Source organism: Bradyrhizobium tropiciagri (genome assembly GCF_001189845.1).
Classification (GTDB): domain Bacteria; phylum Pseudomonadota; class Alphaproteobacteria; order Rhizobiales; family Xanthobacteraceae; genus Bradyrhizobium; species Bradyrhizobium tropiciagri.
The window spans coordinates 63,862-79,725 of record NZ_LFLZ01000009.1 but is presented as its reverse complement, the minus strand read 5'-3'; the positions used below and the strand labels follow the sequence as shown (position 1 = coordinate 79,725).

The following is a 15,864-nucleotide window of genomic DNA, read 5'->3' as shown; positions in this document are numbered from 1 at the left end:
CGAAACGTGCGGTCTCCAAGGGAAGATCTGCACGTCAGGTGGCCTTCAATTGCACGGGATCGATCGGCAGCGTGCGAATCCGCGTTCCAGTTGCGGCAAAGATCGCATTGCAGATCGCCGGCGCGATCGGCGGGACGCCGGGCTCGCCAACCCCGCCAGGAGGTGCACTGCTTTCGACGATGTGGACGTGAGTTTCCGGGGTAATGTCGGTCCGAGCCACCAGGTAGTCGCTGAAATTGCTTTGTTCGATACGCCCCTGCTTGATGCTGATATTGCTGTAGAGCGCGTTGCTGATGCCCATGATCACGGCGCCTTCAAGTTGCGCGCGGACTCGGTCCGGATTGACGACGAGGCCGCAATCGAGCCCGATGTCCACCCTCGGAATTGTGAGCTCACCGGCGCCGCTGACCGCCACCTGCACGACCGCCGCTGCGTAGCTCAAGAAGCTGCGGTGGACGGCGATACCGCGTCCATGCCTGGGCGGCAGCCGGTTACCCCATCCGCTGTTACGCGCGACCAGGTCGAGGACACCACGCAGTCGGGCGGTGTCGACCGGATACGCGTCGAGCGATGCTCCGTAGTTCGGATAGTCGACCTGCATGGCGGTGAAGTCGAGCTTGCGCGGCTCCCCCAACAACTCGCGCAGATAGTCGAGCGGATCCTTGCCGGCCGCGTGTGCAAGCTCATCAGTGAACGAGCATACGGCGAAGGCGTGCGGAATGTTGTAGACGGACCGATACCAGCCAATTCTGACATGATTGGCCGCCGGTCCATTTTCACACCGAACATTGGCGATTGCGTAGGGAAGATCGGTGACCCCCTGCTGCAACTCGCCGGAGCTGCCATAGGTTACGTCCGGTTGGAATGTCGCTTCGATTGCCGGAAAAACTGTGCGATGCAGCCAGGCAGAGGTATGCCCTTCAGCATCGAGGCCGGCCTCCAGATGCTGGGCACAGATCGCGTGATAATAGTCGTGCTGGATATCGTCCTCGCGGGTCCACGTCACCTTAACGGGCGCGCCGATACGGCGTGACAGCAGCGCCGCTTCTGCCACATAATCGGATTTCGCCTTGCGGCCGAACGCGCCTCCCAAGAGCGTGACGTTGACGGTCACGTCTTCCACCGGCAGGCCCAAGACCTGCGCGGCGGTCATGCGCGCGGATTGTGGGAATTGCGTGGGCGTCCAGATCTCGCACTTGCCGTCGGCGAAGTGGGCGAGGGCGTTTGGCACCTCCATCGGCGCATGAGCGTAATAGGGCACAAAATAGTCCGCCGAGACGTGGCGTTCGGCGGCGGCGAGCACTGCGTCGACGTCGCCCTGGTTGCGCACGACCCGACCGGGCTGTCTCGCCGTTGCCTCAAGCCGGGCCCGATAGGCCGTCGAATCGTGACCGGCGTTCGGGCCAAGATCCCAGGTGATCTTGAGCTTCTGGCGGCCCTGTTGCGCCGACCACGTATTGTTGGCGATGACGGCAACGCCACCGAGCGGGTAGAAGCCGGACGGAATCGGAGTTGCTGCAATCTCTACCACTTGCTCTACGCCCGGCACTGTCAGCGCGTCTGTGGCATCGAAGTGCAACGCTTTGCCGCCATACACTGGGCAGCGCTCTACTGACGCATACTTCATTCCAGGAAGGGTGGCGTCGATGCCATAGATCGCTTTGCCGCGCGTGATCGGGCCAAGGTCGATAATCGGAAGGGGCTTGCCGACATAGCGCCATTCGCTCGCCGGCCTGAAACGCAATTCCATGTGGTCGAGGGGCGCGATTTCCAGCGTCGAGGCCACCCGGGCGGCGTCCCCGAACGAGAGCTGCCTTCCGGTTGGGACGTGGACGACCGTGTGATTGCGCGCCTGGCAATCGTTGGCGTTGACGTGCCAGACATGCGCAGCAGCGACCTCCAGCATCTGGCGGGCCGACGCGCCGGCCTCACGCATCGGCTGGTAGAATTGCCGCGTGCTGCGGGAGCCATCGGTGTTCTGATCGCCATATTTCGGGTCGCCTCGAGCCTGTATGATCCTTACTCGGCTCCAATCGGCGCCGAGTTCATCGGCAAGCACCATCGGCAATCCTGTCTTGATTCCGGTGCCCATCTCCGATCGATGCGCAACAATTGTCACCAGGCCGGTGTCATCGACGATTAGGTAAACGTTGGGTACGAAAATCGCGCTCGCAGGTGTATCGGCTGCCGCCACCGGAAGCGTGCGAAATCCGATACGGAACCCAAGAACAAGGCCGGTAACGGTCCCGCCCGCGACGACATCGCGTCGGCTGAGATTTATGACCGGTGTCATCAGAACGTCTCCGCTACGGACTTGATCGAGGCGCGGATCCGGACGTAGGTGCCACAACGGCAAATGTTGCCCGACATCGCATCGGTAATCTGCTGTTCGGTCGGCTTTGGAAGCTCTTTGAGGAGAGCCACGGCCTGCATGATCTGGCCGGGCTGGCAATAGCCGCATTGGGGTACGTTGTTGGCTCGCCAGGCGCGTTGGACGGGATGGGTGCCATCGCTGCTCAGGCCTTCGATCGTAACAATCTCGTGCCCGGCGGTTACCGACAGCGGCGTGATGCAAGACCGCACGGCCTGTTCGTCCATGAGCACGGTGCAGGCGCCGCAGGCGCCAATGCCGCAGCCGAACTTGGTGCCGGTCAAGCCGAGAATGTCGCGCATGACCCAGAGCAAAGGCATCTGCGGATCAGCATCGACACTGTGCAGGGCGCCGTTGATCTTGATTTGTTGCATATTAACCCTCGATTGTTGTCGTTCACTCACTTCGACCAGCGACAATCGAACGAACGCGCTCATCCGTTTGGCTCAGGGCGCGTCGCAGGCATCGTCAATCTCCAGTTCATATCGATCGATGCTCGTAAGCTAATCGTAGCGAGAAAAACCAACTTGAGGGCGCTTGCCGTTTCTGGGTCGCGATTGCTGCGATCAGTGATGCGCGACATTGAACTCACAGCTCGCACGGAATGCTAGGCTGAAGACCGCGCTTTTCGGCGAATCGCGGTCGCATCGTGGCCGCCTTCAACTAAACCGGGCGCTTGCCTGAGCCGTGAGCGTGTAAAAGTTTTGTTAGACAGTGGCTCTCGCAACCAGCGGAGCATGCTGCTATTTCGATCCGGTCGGGAGCGACTGGTTGCGTATACAATCTTTGGCAAGAACTCGTTGGAGAGGGCAATGCTGAACAAGCGTTCCTACTCGACGTTGCGGAGAAGGGTGCCGGCATGACCAATCCAGTTATGAGAACGAACCTCCTGATTTGCTGGGCCGTTGCCATGCTCGCGACCGTCGGCGCCGCTGCCGTTTGGGGGCAAGAATCGAACGCGACGCTTTCCCCCCATGCGTTGAAGGAAATTGCGCAGATCGAAGCTCAGATCGATCGGATCGAGGCGGAAATGCTCGAGCGGTTGGCAACACCACCGGATAACCAGGTGCAGCAGATCGAATTGCTCGGCAAATTAATGCTCTACGACAAGGAGCTCTCCGTCTATCGCAATGAGGCATGTGCGTTCTGCCACATGCCCGAAACGGGATTCACTGGGCCAGTATCGGAGCTCAATCGCACTACCGGATCCTATCCCGGTTCGGTGCGTACCCGCTTCAGCAACCGCAAGCCGCAGGCGCACGCGTACGCACCGCTTTCGCCGGTTCTGCACTATAATCCTGGCCAGGGTGATCTCGTCGGCGGCAATTTTTGGGACATGCGTGCAACCGGCCGCCGGCTGGGAAATCCCGCGGCCGAGCAGGCGCTGGGACCACCGATCAACCCCGTCGAAATGGGCCTGCCCGATATCGCTTGCGCGGTATACCGGGCGGCGCAGCGACCCTATCGCGGCTTGTTCGAAAGGGTTTGGGGGCAACAGTCCTTTGCCATCCAGTGGCCCACCGATGTGGAGCGGGTATGCAATCAGGCGGGGCCACCTTCCGCTAATGATGCTATGCCAGTCCATCTGACGCCGTTGGATCGCGGCCGCGCCGCGGCTACGTTCGACCAGATGGCGCAGTCCATCGCTAGCTACGAGGCCTCTGCAGAGGTGACGGCGTTTACTTCGAAGTTCGATGCGGTGCAGGCAGGTAACGCGCAGTTCACGTCGCAGGAGAAGGCGGGATACGAGCTGTTCCGCGGCAAAGGGCAATGCAACAATTGTCACCGCGACGGGGGCCCCGGCGAAGATCCGCTGTTCACCGATTTCACCGCAAGTAATATTGGGATCCCCGCAAATCCACGGCTTCCCTATTACGCCGAACAGCAGCCCGACGCGCGCGGCTACATCGCCAACCCAGCAGGCTCGCTCTACGTCGACCCCGGCGTTGCTGGGTTTCTCAACGCGGATCATCTGCTTAGCCAGCCGTCATCCGTCGATGAGCGCTGGGCGCCGCGCGCGCCGGAGAATGTGGGCCGCTTTCAGGTGCCGACGCTGCGCAATGTCGACAAGCGGCCCTATCCCGGCTTCGTGAAGGCTTATGGACACAACGGTTATTTTACGAGCCTCAAGTCGCTTGTGCACTTCTACAACACGCGGGACGTCCTGCCGCGCTGCGGCCGCAATGACCCCGGCGAGGGCGCGACGTGCTGGCCTGCGCCTGAGTCGACCGGCAACATGAACACAAATTTTGTTGGACGGCTCGGCCTCTCTGACAAGGAAGAAGATGCGCTGGTGAATTTCATGCAGACGCTCACCGACGGTTTCATGCAGCGGTAGGCGCCGGCTTATTGGGGCGAGGGGCCGAGAGCCGATGCCGCGGTGCTCGCGATCTCTGTGTCGGTTTCCTTGCTTAAGCCGGCAACGCCAATTGCACCAACGACTTCGCCGTTTACCCGTATCGGAACGCCGCCTCGTAGCGCCATGACGTCGGCGGTGACGAATGCTGTCCTGCTCTCATTGACAGTGTCCTCGATCTCCGATGTTGGCCGCTGCAGTCGCGCGGCCGTTCGAGCCTTCCCGATGGCGAGATCGACACTCGCCGGGCGGACACCATCCATTCGCTGGAAAGCGAGCAGATCTCCGGCGGGATCGACAATAGCGATAGCCGAGGGCGCACTCCGTTGTTGTGCACTCGCGCTTGCCGCTAGCAGGATCATCTGCGCCCCGGCTTGATCGAGGCGCATTGCATTAATGGTCTGCGCGCCGGCTGAGGCACAGAAGACCGTAGCTATTATTCCGACGCTGAGTTGAACTCTTTGCATAGCGGGCTGCGTCGTCATCACGGGGGCGGGCGCGCTCCCACTCCGCAAATTCCTTTGCGGGTGTGCGCGTACTCATTCATCTGTTTTCGAGCGCAAAGTCAGTCCATCGCGTTAGTGCGAGCGTTGTATTCAAATCACGCTTGACGGCTCGTCGGCGAGCCTGCTCTGACGGATTGGGTCAAGATACTCAATCGCAGGCTCGTTCCTCACGCGATGACCGGTCATTTCAAGGTTTCGAGATACGAGATGACATTCTGGCGGTCTGCAGCAGCCGGGACGGTGATGAACATTTTGGTGCCATGGACATCGGCGGCGGGATTGGCGAGGAACTTGTCGAGGGTATGCTCGTCCCAGGTGATGCTCGCCGCCTTCAGCGCAGGAGAATAGTTGTAGCCGGGCTCGGACCCACTCTTGCGGCCGAAGACGCCCGCAAGCGACGGGCCGACGTTGTTCTCGCCCGGCGTCGTCGAATGGCATGCAGCGCAGCGCGCAAATACCTGCCGTCCCGCCGTCGCATCGCCCGCCGCTTGGGTCGGAGAAGTAGCCGATAGTGCACCGATTGCCGCCGCGAGGGTGAGCGTTGAGATAATTGGGGCCGGTGTTTCACGCATGCTGTCATCACCCTGCGATTGGCATTGCGGCCAATCTAGGTCGTCCGTCGCAACCTTACTTGGCGCGGATTGCGGGGATTGTCGTCTTCTTGCCAAGGTCATGAGCCCGCAATGGGCTGATCGGTGCGAGGGAAATTACGCAAGATCCGACCGATCGCAGCAAGAAAGCCAAAGTCATTTCTTCAACGGATCGATACTTAGTGGGTTGGTCGGTTGTCTCCTCCCGCCCTGTGTGGCAACCGGCTCGGGCGCGGCTGGCCCCCTCGGCGCGATGGCCGGCCGCATCCCGTTAAGCGAATTGGGCACGCAAGAGAATGCGACGATGGCGACAACGTCCCTGAGCGTGAACGGTAAAACCGTCCCGGTAGCCGTCGATGACCCCGATACGCCACTGCTCTATGTTTTGCGAAATGAGCTTCGGTTGCATGGTCCACGTTTTGGCTGCGGTCTCGGCCAGTGCGGTGCCTGCACCGTGCACGTCGATGGAGCGGCGGTCCGCTCGTGCGTTACCCCGATGTCCGCGGTTAAAGGCAAGATCGTCACGCTTGAAGGCCTCGGTAAGAATGCAGAGCCGCATCCGCTTCAAGCGGCATTCGTCGAAGAGCAGGCCGTGCAATGCGGCTACTGTATCAACGGAATGATAATGCAATCCGCCGACCTTTTGGCACGCAATCCGAAGCCGAGCGAAGATGAAATCAAAACCGAGCTGGCGAACAATCTTTGCCGCTGCGGCACGCACCTGCGCATCGTCCGCGCGGTGATCCGTGCCACGCGTATTTGAGAAGACCCATGAACAGGATGATCAATAGACGCGCATTGCTGGGGGCGAGCGGGGCGCTCGTCGTCAGTTTTGGCCTGCCGCTGTCTCGGACTGATGCGACGCGCGGTGCCGGACCGAAAACCGTTTCACCGGGTCGGGTAGACGGCTTTCTTGCCATTGCACCTGACGGTCGTGTCACGGTCTATTCCGGCAAAGTCGATCTTGGCACCGGGGTGCGGACCGCGCTGACGCAGATCGTTGCCGAGGAGCTTGATGTGCCTATGAGCCACGTCTCGCTCATCGAAGGCGACACCGCGCTTACCCCGGACCAGGGAGTGACGTCCGGAAGTCTCTCGATCCAAGATGGAGGGATGCAGTTGCGCCAGGCAGCTGCTACCGCACGGAGAGCGGTGCTTCGGCGGGCGGCCGCGCGGCTGCGGCACGATATTTCCACGCTTTCGATTTACGAGGGCGTGGTGATTGCCGAAGATGGAAAGCGGGTACCGATCGGCCAGTTCGTTGACGGCACAACTTTGGCTCGCGATGTTGCCAAAGATGCGCCACAGAAATCCGCCCGTCATTACAAAATTGTCGGTAGGCCTGTGCCGCGGCTTGACATTCCCGACAAGGTGAACGGTCGCTTCACCTTCATGCAGGACTTCAAGCTCCCAAACATGCTGCACGGACGAGTCGTGCGCCCGTCCGGCATGGGCGCCACGCTCATCTCATACGATGAATCGTCGGTTGAAGGTATCCCAGGTATCGTGAAGGTGGTCCGCATCAACAACTTCCTTGGCGTCGTCGCCAAGAGTGAGTGGAGCGCAATCAAGGGCGCCCAGCAACTCGCTGTGACATGGTCGAAGTGGGAGGGCCTTCCGGAACAGAGCCGGATATGGGAGCACGTGCGCAACACTCCGGTCGTACGCGAGGATGTTACCAGCCGTTTCGGCGACTCTCGCGCTGCGCTCGACATCACGCTGCACAAGCTTTCCGCAACCTACGAATTCGCCATTCATACCCATGGCTCCATCGGGCCCTCCTGTGCCGTTGCATCGTTTGCTGATGGGAAGCTGACTTGCTGGAGTGCGTCGCAAGCAACGCACGATCTGCGCAAGCAGCTGGCGGCCACGCTCGCGCTTTCCGATGGCGATGTGCGCTGTATCTACATCGAAGGGGCGGGCTGCTATGGCCGAAACGGCCACGAGGATGCCGCAGCCGACGCAGCTCTGCTGTCGCGCGCGGTCGGCAAGCCGGTGCGCGTGCAATGGATGCGCGCGGACGAGCATGGTTGGGATCCTAAAGGGCCGCCGACGCTCCTCGATATGCGGGCCGGGATCGATAAAGTTGGCAACGTGGCGGCTTGGGAATCGGAACTCTATGTGCCGGACGGAACCGCAAGCTTCGTGGCGCTGGTCGGCTCCGATCTCGCCGGGCTCGACAGCCTCGGCAAGCTCAGTCCCGGCGGAGTGCTCAATGACCTGGCAATCCCTTACGCTTTTGCGAATGTTACCACGACCGCGCACCGATTGGCATCAACGCCGCTTCGACCGGCCTGGATTCGCTCGCCGGGACGGCTGCAAAACACTTTTGCGAATGAGTCGTTTCTCGATGAGATCGCCGCCGCCACGGGCGCCGATCCGCTCGACATCCGCCTGAAATATCTCGCCGACGCTCGCGGGAAGGAGCTTCTCGAGCGCCTCGCCGACTCGAGCAAATGGCGTGACCGCCCGAAACCAGATCCCAAGGCGGATATCGTGACTGGACATGGTCTCGCCTACGTCAAATACGAGCTGGTTCGCACCTATGTCGGCGCCGTCGCCGAGATCGAGGTCAACCGCAAGACCGGACACCTTGCAGTCAAGCGCTTTTATATCGCGCACGATTGCGGACAAATCATCAATCCTGACGGGCTACGAAATCAGATCGAAGGTTGCATCGTGCAGACGGTGAGCCGCACCCTCAAGGAGGAGGTGAGTTTTGACCGGTCGATGGTGACGAGCCTCGATTGGGCGAGCTATCCGATCCTGACCTTTCCCGAGGTCCCCGACGTCGTCATCGACTTGATCGATCGGCCGCAAGAGGCTCCATGGGGTGGCGGGGAGCCGGCTTGCGCGGTGGTACCTTCGGCGATTGCCGGTGCCGTATTCGAGGCCACGGGCGCCCGGTTGCGATCGGTTCCGTTCACACCCGACAAGGTGCTGGCGGAGCTAAAGAGGGCATAGTTGGCTGGTGAGTGCGGCGGCATTGCGCGCCGCCGCCGCCGTCGACGAACTGCAGAGCGGCGACAGCGGCTCCGGCTCACCATTGACACAATGCCCGCGGTCACCTAGGGCGGCGCTCTCGGACGGCGCGGCGCCGTTGGACGGCTCCAATACCGACGCATCTATTCCATCAAGTCCGGTAGCATGGGCTGGAAACCTGCCAATCGACCATTGGGGCACATAACGGCCGCCTTGGGTGACGCCGAATTCGCCGCGCGGCGCGATCTTCCAGTTTAAGGTGCCTACACACGAATCTTAAGCAGGCCCGCGCGCGTCCGCTGTGACCGGTTCAGGCGCCCGGAAGGTGGCGATATCGAGTGATGTGGCATCGCCAGTTAGCGCATAGCCGTCATGTACCACGAATACGATCCAGAGCCGATCTAAGGAATTCAGCGCTCCTCTGCAAACCGACAAGCTCTTCGCCCGACATTTCGGGCTCCAGTACCTCGATGACGCCGCCTCTGCCGATCACGCTCGGCAAGGACATGGTGACGCCGAATTTCTTCTGAAAGCTCCCGATTGGGATCACGGCGCGTTCATCGTTGCAGATCATCTCGGCGACCCTGACCGCCACAATTCCCACGCCATACTGGCTTGCGTTATGACCTTCGATAATGGTGATATTGGCGTACCGCACTTCCTTCTCCACCTGCTCACGCAAGTCGGCGAGATTCTCTCCGCGCTGTTTGAGCAGCGCTGAGATCGGAGCCCCGCCCACCCGCGCGGACGACCAGAGGAACACCTGCGCTGTCCCGTGATCCCCAATGACCTGGGCTTCGACATGCGCGGCGTCGACGCCGAAATGTTTGCCGAGATGAACACGAAAGCGCTGGCTGTCGAGGTAAGTACCCGCACTCAAGACGATCGCGTTGGCGCTCGTCTCGCGCGCGACATCGGCAAGCGGATCCGGCGGGTCCGTTACTACTAGCAGCACCGCCCGGGGTGCGGCATTCACGATCCTTGGAATGACATCGCGATAAATCTGGGCGTTCTTTTCCAGCAATCTGAGCCGGCCCTGCGGATCGTTGCGATCGGTGGCTCCGCCGGTCTTTTCGTTCACCCCTGATGTGATCAACACGACTTCGGCACCTCCGAGATCGCCGTAATCGCCGTCTGCGATATGGACCTTATGGCCGAGCGGGATGCCATATCGAATGTCGGTCGCTACGGCTTCGGCGGTTTTTCGGGTGCGGTTGATTAGGACGATCTCGCGAGCGCTGCCGCGCACGACGGCGGCCATCGCACATGCGCAGCCAACATTTCCCGTTCCAATGATCCCGATCTTCATCGGCGTCTCCGATCCTGGTGACTTTACCCCGCGCATCTTGTTTAGGTAGTCAACCGGTCCAGCGTAAGGGGGCTGGCGTTCGCTGTCTTGAAGTCTATTCGCGCGCCTGATGCGTGCCGCGGGCCACGAATTACGTCCGATCGAAACCAAAGTATGAGCTGGGCAACCGAAGTATGAGAACGACATGCGGCGAGTATGGGCGGCTAAACCATCGAATTAGCTGCGCTAACCTCCCTACGATTGAGCCGTTCGCGGGTGAGTGGCGCAATTGCGTGGAGGGGCAGGGCTCCCGATAAGAAGGACGCAACGCATGCAGACCCACGCGCATGATGCCGATGCTGTGCGGCTCAGCGCTTTCGACGAGCCCGGTTCGCCGGTCTTCAGTCAACGGCGGTCTCGGGAAAGGGCAAGGCTGCTGTGGATCGATGGCCGCTTCGTGAACGATGATCGACAGAGCGGCTGCCATCAGTTGCCCGATCGGGGAACTGGCGAAACAAATAGCCGTGCCCTCGAGATCACGCCGGCTCATGCCGTCAGTCGTTGCGCGATGGGATGGGATGGGATCGCCGTCGAGATCGTGCAGTGCGTCACGCATGACACGGTCGAATTCCGATCCCATGGGCGATGCCATCTGCTGCTCGTCCACGAGGAGGGCGTCCGCCACGACGGCGAAACGCTCGTCGGCGATTTACCGCCCTCGAAGGTGCGAACTCTCCGGCGCAAGCTCACGTTCGTGCCAGCCGGCCATGAATACCGTGACTGGCAGCGGCCCAGCATTCCAAGCCGTATCACCTGCTTCTATTTTGATCCCGGCAAGATGCCAACCCACCCCGATGCTAATAGAATCGCAGCGCTCGTGCCGCTACTGCACTTCGAGAATAACGTGCTATGGGAGATTGCGACGAAGCTCACTGCAGCTTTGGGGCACGGTGGCGAGGACGAGCGCTATTGCGAAGCGCTTGGCGTGATCGTGGGGTATGAGGTCTCGCGGCTCCAGGGGCACATTCTGCGCCGCGAACCACTGGCGCGAGGTGGTCTTGCAGTCTGGCAGCAGCGCATCGTCATCGGCTATATCGAAGAACACCTGTGTGAGCCGATCTCGCTTGCGACGCTGGCGACACTTGTTCGGCTGAGCTCCTTCTACTTCTGTCGCGCGTTCAAGCAATCGTTTGGTATTCCACCCCACCGCTATCATGCCAATCGGCGCATCGAACGGGCAAAGGCATTGTTAGCGAACCCGAAACAGTCGGTGACCGAGATTGGACTGGCGCTCGGATTCAGCGAAACGAGCTCATTCTCGGCAGCTTTTCGGCAAACGACGGGCATCACTCCAACGGAGTATCGCCGCACCCTCTAACAAAGCTCGCAAGCTCAGACCACGTGTAGCCGTCGAATATGGGCTCTGGTCAGGCTTTTCGCTCCGAGGCACCAATACGACAGGGCATCCTGTGACCCTGGTAGAATGATATGAAAGGCAGCACCGCGCGGCGCATCTGCAGGGTCTTCATTCGTCAGTCCTGCCGGTGCACGAGAGCAGGGCGCAACCAACTTGAGGGCGCTGCCGTTCCTGGGTCGCGATTGTTGCGATCCGCGATGCGCGCTGTGTGTATCATGCATCAGTTGGGTAGCTCGGAGGCGTTGTGCAGGTCGTTTTTCCGCGCAGGAACTGGCCGGTTGGAGCAATCCCGAACAAGCCTTCCTCTCCGACGTCGCCGAAAACTCTCCGGGATGACTCTCCGACCTACGAGATCGCTCCGGACGGTCAATAAGTGCCGTCTAGTGCGATGGAGGCTTGGATTTGCATGCGCGTTCCCGAGGTGATTCACACATCGACTTTTCGGTGGTTCGGGCTTTTATCCACCGGTTGCGCCATCTGCATGCTGCTGATGTCGGGTATACTATATTGGCGGACTTCCAGCTATGTGATCGCCTCTGTGGATCGAGTCATCGGCGATCTTGCTGACACCATTTCGGCGCTTCCGCCCCCAGTCCGAATGGAAGTTCTTCGAGAACAGCTCAAACAGGACCCACACTACGTAAAGCTGATCGGCCTGTTCGATTCCGAGGGTAATCGCATCATCGGCAATATCGAAAGCCCGTTACGCGCGCTGCGCTCCAGCGCTTTCGCAACGGAGGTGGCCGTGGTGCGGATCGACGGTCTGCAACGCGAGGAGCAGACCGTGCGGGCTGTTGCCCGTCAGCTCGCCGACGGAACGATGCTTGTTGTCGGCCGAGGCTCGGGGAATTGGACCAGATTGGAGCTGTCCTCGGACGAGCTTTGGCAGTGGGGCTGCTTACGGTCCTGGCGCTCGGCTTTACTGGAGCAGTGCTGGTAGGTAGGAAGCTGCGGCGACGCATGGAATTGGTAAGTCGGCTGGCTCAACGCATCGAGGCGGGCGAGTTGAGCGGACGGATGCCGGTCATCGGTACGAACGATCCCTTTGATGAGCTCGCTACACTGTTCAATCGAATGTTCGATCGAGTTGAGGCTCTCGTCGGTGGTGTGGCGGCAGTGGGAGAGGGCATTGCGCATGATTTGCGAACGCCGTTGGCGCACGTCAGGCTGGTTCTTGAGCGTGGCCGAGAGAAGGCGAGCGACCTTAGCCAGCTGCAAGCTGTGGTCGACAGAGCAATCGCGGGACTTGACCGCTCGCTGACGATCGTCACGGCGCTGCTGCGCATCGCGGAGATCGAATACACCCGACGCCGTTCCGGATTCGGCAATGTGCGCTTGGCGGAGCTGGTCCACGCGGTTGGCGAGCTTTACCAACCGGTCGCGGAGCGCAGCGGGGTGGCTTTGATGCTGAAAGCCGAACAGGAAATTGTGATCTGGGGCGATCGCGATCTCCTGTTCGAGGCGACTAGCAATCTGGTTGACAACGCCTTGAAATTCACCCCACAGGGCGGCCGGGTTGAGCTCTCGCTTTTGTCCGCCGAAGAGGGAGGTATTCTTCGCGTTAGCGATAGCGGGCCCGGCATCCCACCGGGAGAGCGCGATTTTGTTACAAGGCGCTTCTATCGTTCCGAACAAGCTCGCGAAAAGTCGGGACTTGGGTTGGGTCTAAGCCTGGTAGCGGCGGTGACCGAACTGCACGGGTTTAACTTCAGCATCTCGCCGGGGCCGGGTTGCGTCGCGCAAATAGCCTTTGCAAGCCCCGTCAAAGCTGAGGAAGGGGAAGCGGTGCTTCTCCTTGATCAAGCGAAGGGCGGCAACGTATTTGCGTCGGATCGAATGCCGTTTGCGGAGGCCAACAAGGGGTGAGTGGACGATAGGGGTGCGATTTGCGCTGGCGCAGAACGGGATGGGTGAGGTTCGCGGCAGCGATCGTAAAAGAGCGCCGTTGTAAAGCGCTTGGGGGCGTCAAAGCATCATCGGCAAACCCGGCGGAAACAGCGGACTGTTGTAGGCCTCGTACTGGATACAGCGAACCGGCCCTTGCAGGTTTTCGGCATGCGACGGGGATCACTCCAGCGGAGCCCCTCCCAGTCAAAATACGTTCCAGCCGCGAGGGCGGCGCGCCACTCTTCAATCCTACGATCTTCTGGATGCAATGCATTCATCCAGCCCAGGCCGCGCAATTCCTGCAAAGATAGACCGGTGTAGTCCCGGAACCGCTGATTGAAGAAATCGGTCGAGCCGTCCGAAGACGTCTTCCAGACCAGGACCGCAAGGCCGTCGAGGATATTCGCCAGTTCATCGCGTCCGGTCCTTCCTTACGACAAGGCAAGCGATTACCAAGGCGGTGATCAGGAACGCAGTCACCGTGATGGTGTCTTCGAGAGAATGGACGCGAAGATCGAAAATGGGCGGAGAAAAGAAATGCCGGAGGCACCCGTACGCGACGAAGGACAACGCGATCAAGGAAATGAAGCGACCTGTCAGTGACAGCAGAACGATCAGTAAACGAATGCGGTCGATACGACGTGGAGATCCAACCAAAAGCACGACGCCGTCAAAGATCCCAGGGCGACAAGGCCGAGCAAAAACCATACCGCTTCATGGGTCGCACCGCGCGTCATGCCCATCGACAACTCACTCGAGACTGTAGCCTCTCGACGACGGTCGCTCGGTTCCGGCCGTATATCGGACCATAACTCTCGGGCGACAGGGCGGGAAGAACAGGTCCCTCTGCCGGCGGCAAAACCGGCTGTGGCACGGGGAGAAGCGGCATTTGCCTATCTCGCGGTTTCCGTTAAAATACTACCGCCGGATTTGATCGGTCCCTGAGGTGTTTGCGATTTGTCTGCACGGATGCAGCTCTGTCGAATCCTAGCAAGGACCTTGTGCCCATCTGTCCGCTAGGCGGACACTTGGCGCAGAGGCGTTGAGGGTGCGGCATGCCTGGAGAAGAGATAGCGCGACGCGGCGGGGATGGGGTAGCCTCGAGGGGCCTTGCGGTCGCTCATGGAGGCACTTGGCGATGTTTGTTCCGTTAGGTCGCGCGTTAGCGGCGGTCTTTGCCAATTGCATGAGAGGATCTGCCGGCCCGCAGTGTGAAACGGCATGATCAAGCAGCGCAATTCGTCCACAACGCACGCGTCAGGCACCAACCAGCCGACGGTGTTCGTTGTGGACGACGACGCGTCGATGCGGACGGCGCTCGCGAGGCTATTTTATTCGGTACAATTGCGGGTCGAAGTCTTTGGGTCCACCCAGGAGTTCTTGCTGAGCGAGCGCCCGGATGTTCCAGCTTGCTTGGTGCTCGACGTTCGATTGCCGGGACTAAGCGGTCTCGACTTCCAGACAGGATTGATAGAAGCGGATATTCGAATTCCCATCGTCTTTATTACGGCACATGGCGATGTTCCGATGTCGGTGCGGGCCATGAAGGCCGGCGCTGTCGATTTTCTCACCAAGCCGTTTCGTGATCAGGATCTTTTGGATGCCGTCGCGGCGGCAATCCAACGCGACCAGAAGCGGCACGAACATGAACACGCGATCGCGGACATGAGGGCGCATTTCACGTCTCTTACCCCCCGCGAGCGCGAAATAATGGCTCTGGTCGCGAGTGGGTTGATGAGCAAACAAATTGCGGCTCAAATCAATCTCAGCGAAATCACCGTGAAAGTGCATCGCAGCCACATCATGAAGAAGATGGAAGCGAGGTCAGTGGCCGATCTGGTCAGGATGGCCGAAGCCCTTGGGGTGAAGCCCTCGATCCTTCAAAATTGAAATGCGGTCCCTTTCGATACCTGAGTATACTTCTCATCCGCCAATTCCATCGTATCATACTTTTCTGCGGCACCATCCATCGGGCGCGGCGACCTCGGTCGCCTTACCTCGAATAAAGGCAAGTCGCGTGGACGAAGCTCCGATTATCTCGGTGGTTGACGATGATGTTTCGGTGCGTACCGCGACCGCGCGGTTGTTGACGTCGCTGGGATTCTCTGCATATGCGTTCGGTTCGGCGCAGGAATTCCTGTTGTCACCTCGATTGCACGAAACGTCGTGTCTCATTGCGGATGTGGAGATGCCCGGCATGAGTGGTGTTGAGCTGCAAGAGTATCTGACGGCTCACGGCCATAGCACGCCGATGATCTTCATTACGGCGTTTCCGGAACATGGGATTCGAGACCGACTATTGAGGGCAGGGGCGGTCGATTTCTTGAGCAAGCCATTCGACGAACCGCGGCTTCTCGAATGTGTGGAGCGCGCTCTTGCGAGACGCCAAGACCGCCCGAACGACGATTGAGGTTCGCACCATCGGTCACCGTCGGAAACCCGCGCATTGAACCAGTTGCCTCGATAC

Annotated in this window: 15 protein-coding genes; 8 read left to right on the top strand and 7 right to left on the bottom strand. The window is 60.2% G+C overall.

What is annotated here, in order from left to right; all coding sequences use genetic code 11:
- Positions 1-34: 34 nt before the first annotated feature.
- Both AKN84_RS10145 and AKN84_RS10140 read right to left on the bottom strand, forming a co-directional pair.
- The gene (locus AKN84_RS10145; protein WP_050420566.1) at positions 35-2,293 is read right to left on the bottom strand and encodes a xanthine dehydrogenase family protein molybdopterin-binding subunit; all 2,259 of its coding nucleotides are present in this window, start codon (positions 2,291-2,293) and stop codon (positions 35-37) included.
- Positions 2,293-2,745: a (2Fe-2S)-binding protein gene (locus tag AKN84_RS10140; protein WP_050420565.1), complete on the bottom strand. Its 453-nt coding sequence runs from the start codon at positions 2,743-2,745 to the stop codon at positions 2,293-2,295. Before AKN84_RS10140 ends, AKN84_RS10145 begins: the two co-directional genes overlap by 1 nt.
- A gap of 485 nt (positions 2,746-3,230) precedes the next feature.
- On the opposite strand from AKN84_RS10140, the gene AKN84_RS10135 reads away from it, so the two are divergent.
- Complete coding sequence (locus tag AKN84_RS10135; protein WP_128970615.1) at positions 3,231-4,709, top strand: cytochrome-c peroxidase; 1,479 nt, start codon at positions 3,231-3,233, stop codon at positions 4,707-4,709.
- A gap of 8 nt (positions 4,710-4,717) precedes the next feature.
- Here the strand turns inward: AKN84_RS10135 and AKN84_RS10130 are convergent, their stop codons facing one another.
- Together AKN84_RS10130 and AKN84_RS10125 are read right to left on the bottom strand one after the other, a co-directional pair.
- Positions 4,718-5,116, bottom strand: a complete 399-nt coding sequence (locus AKN84_RS10130) for a GlcG/HbpS family heme-binding protein (RefSeq protein ID WP_050420650.1) — start codon at positions 5,114-5,116, stop codon at positions 4,718-4,720.
- A 299-nt stretch (positions 5,117-5,415) separates the two neighbouring features.
- Positions 5,416-5,805 carry a c-type cytochrome gene (locus AKN84_RS10125; protein WP_128970613.1) on the bottom strand — a complete coding sequence of 130 codons (390 nt, stop codon included), beginning with the start codon at positions 5,803-5,805 and terminating at the stop codon, positions 5,416-5,418.
- A gap of 322 nt (positions 5,806-6,127) precedes the next feature.
- On the opposite strand from AKN84_RS10125, the gene AKN84_RS10120 reads away from it, so the two are divergent.
- Both AKN84_RS10120 and AKN84_RS10115 read left to right on the top strand, forming a co-directional pair.
- Entirely contained in the window at positions 6,128-6,586 is a 459-nt protein-coding gene (locus AKN84_RS10120) for a (2Fe-2S)-binding protein (protein WP_050420648.1), read from the top strand.
- Between the two features lie 8 nt (positions 6,587-6,594).
- Positions 6,595-8,787 (top strand): xanthine dehydrogenase family protein molybdopterin-binding subunit, encoded by a 2,193-nt coding sequence (locus tag AKN84_RS10115; RefSeq protein WP_050420563.1) that lies wholly within the window; start codon positions 6,595-6,597, stop codon positions 8,785-8,787.
- Between the two features lie 388 nt (positions 8,788-9,175).
- Here the strand turns inward: AKN84_RS10115 and AKN84_RS10110 are convergent, their stop codons facing one another.
- A complete protein-coding gene (locus AKN84_RS10110; RefSeq protein ID WP_050420562.1) occupies positions 9,176-10,114 on the bottom strand; it encodes a lactate/malate family dehydrogenase in 939 nt (312 codons plus the stop codon).
- 310 nt (positions 10,115-10,424) lie between these two features.
- Between AKN84_RS10110 and AKN84_RS10105 the strand changes: the two genes are divergently transcribed.
- The 3 genes from AKN84_RS10105 to AKN84_RS10095 all read left to right on the top strand — a co-directional run bounded on the left by AKN84_RS10105 (position 10,425) and on the right by AKN84_RS10095 (position 13,376).
- Positions 10,425-11,471, top strand: a complete 1,047-nt coding sequence (locus AKN84_RS10105; protein WP_050420561.1) for a helix-turn-helix transcriptional regulator — start codon at positions 10,425-10,427, stop codon at positions 11,469-11,471.
- Between the two features lie 445 nt (positions 11,472-11,916).
- Entirely contained in the window at positions 11,917-12,450 is a 534-nt protein-coding gene (locus AKN84_RS10100) for a hypothetical protein (RefSeq protein ID WP_128970612.1), read from the top strand.
- Positions 12,399-13,376 carry a sensor histidine kinase gene (locus tag AKN84_RS10095; protein WP_050420559.1) on the top strand — a complete coding sequence of 326 codons (978 nt, stop codon included), beginning with the start codon at positions 12,399-12,401 and terminating at the stop codon, positions 13,374-13,376. Before AKN84_RS10100 ends, AKN84_RS10095 begins: the two co-directional genes overlap by 52 nt.
- 107 nt (positions 13,377-13,483) lie before the next feature.
- Here the strand turns inward: AKN84_RS10095 and AKN84_RS50625 are convergent, their stop codons facing one another.
- Both AKN84_RS50625 and AKN84_RS50620 read right to left on the bottom strand, forming a co-directional pair.
- Positions 13,484-13,777 (bottom strand): PAS domain-containing protein, encoded by a 294-nt coding sequence (locus AKN84_RS50625; protein WP_430649899.1) that lies wholly within the window; start codon positions 13,775-13,777, stop codon positions 13,484-13,486.
- Positions 13,778-13,808: 31 nt separating this feature from the next.
- Positions 13,809-14,105 carry a DUF4118 domain-containing protein gene (locus AKN84_RS50620; protein ID WP_128970610.1) on the bottom strand — a complete coding sequence of 99 codons (297 nt, stop codon included), beginning with the start codon at positions 14,103-14,105 and terminating at the stop codon, positions 13,809-13,811.
- Positions 14,106-14,618: 513 nt separating this feature from the next.
- On the opposite strand from AKN84_RS50620, the gene AKN84_RS10090 reads away from it, so the two are divergent.
- Together AKN84_RS10090 and AKN84_RS10085 are read left to right on the top strand one after the other, a co-directional pair.
- Positions 14,619-15,287 (top strand): response regulator transcription factor, encoded by a 669-nt coding sequence (locus tag AKN84_RS10090; RefSeq protein ID WP_050420558.1) that lies wholly within the window; start codon positions 14,619-14,621, stop codon positions 15,285-15,287.
- 127 nt (positions 15,288-15,414) lie between these two features.
- Entirely contained in the window at positions 15,415-15,807 is a 393-nt protein-coding gene (locus tag AKN84_RS10085; protein WP_244485004.1) for a response regulator transcription factor, read from the top strand.
- The last annotated feature ends 57 nt before the right edge of the window (positions 15,808-15,864 follow it).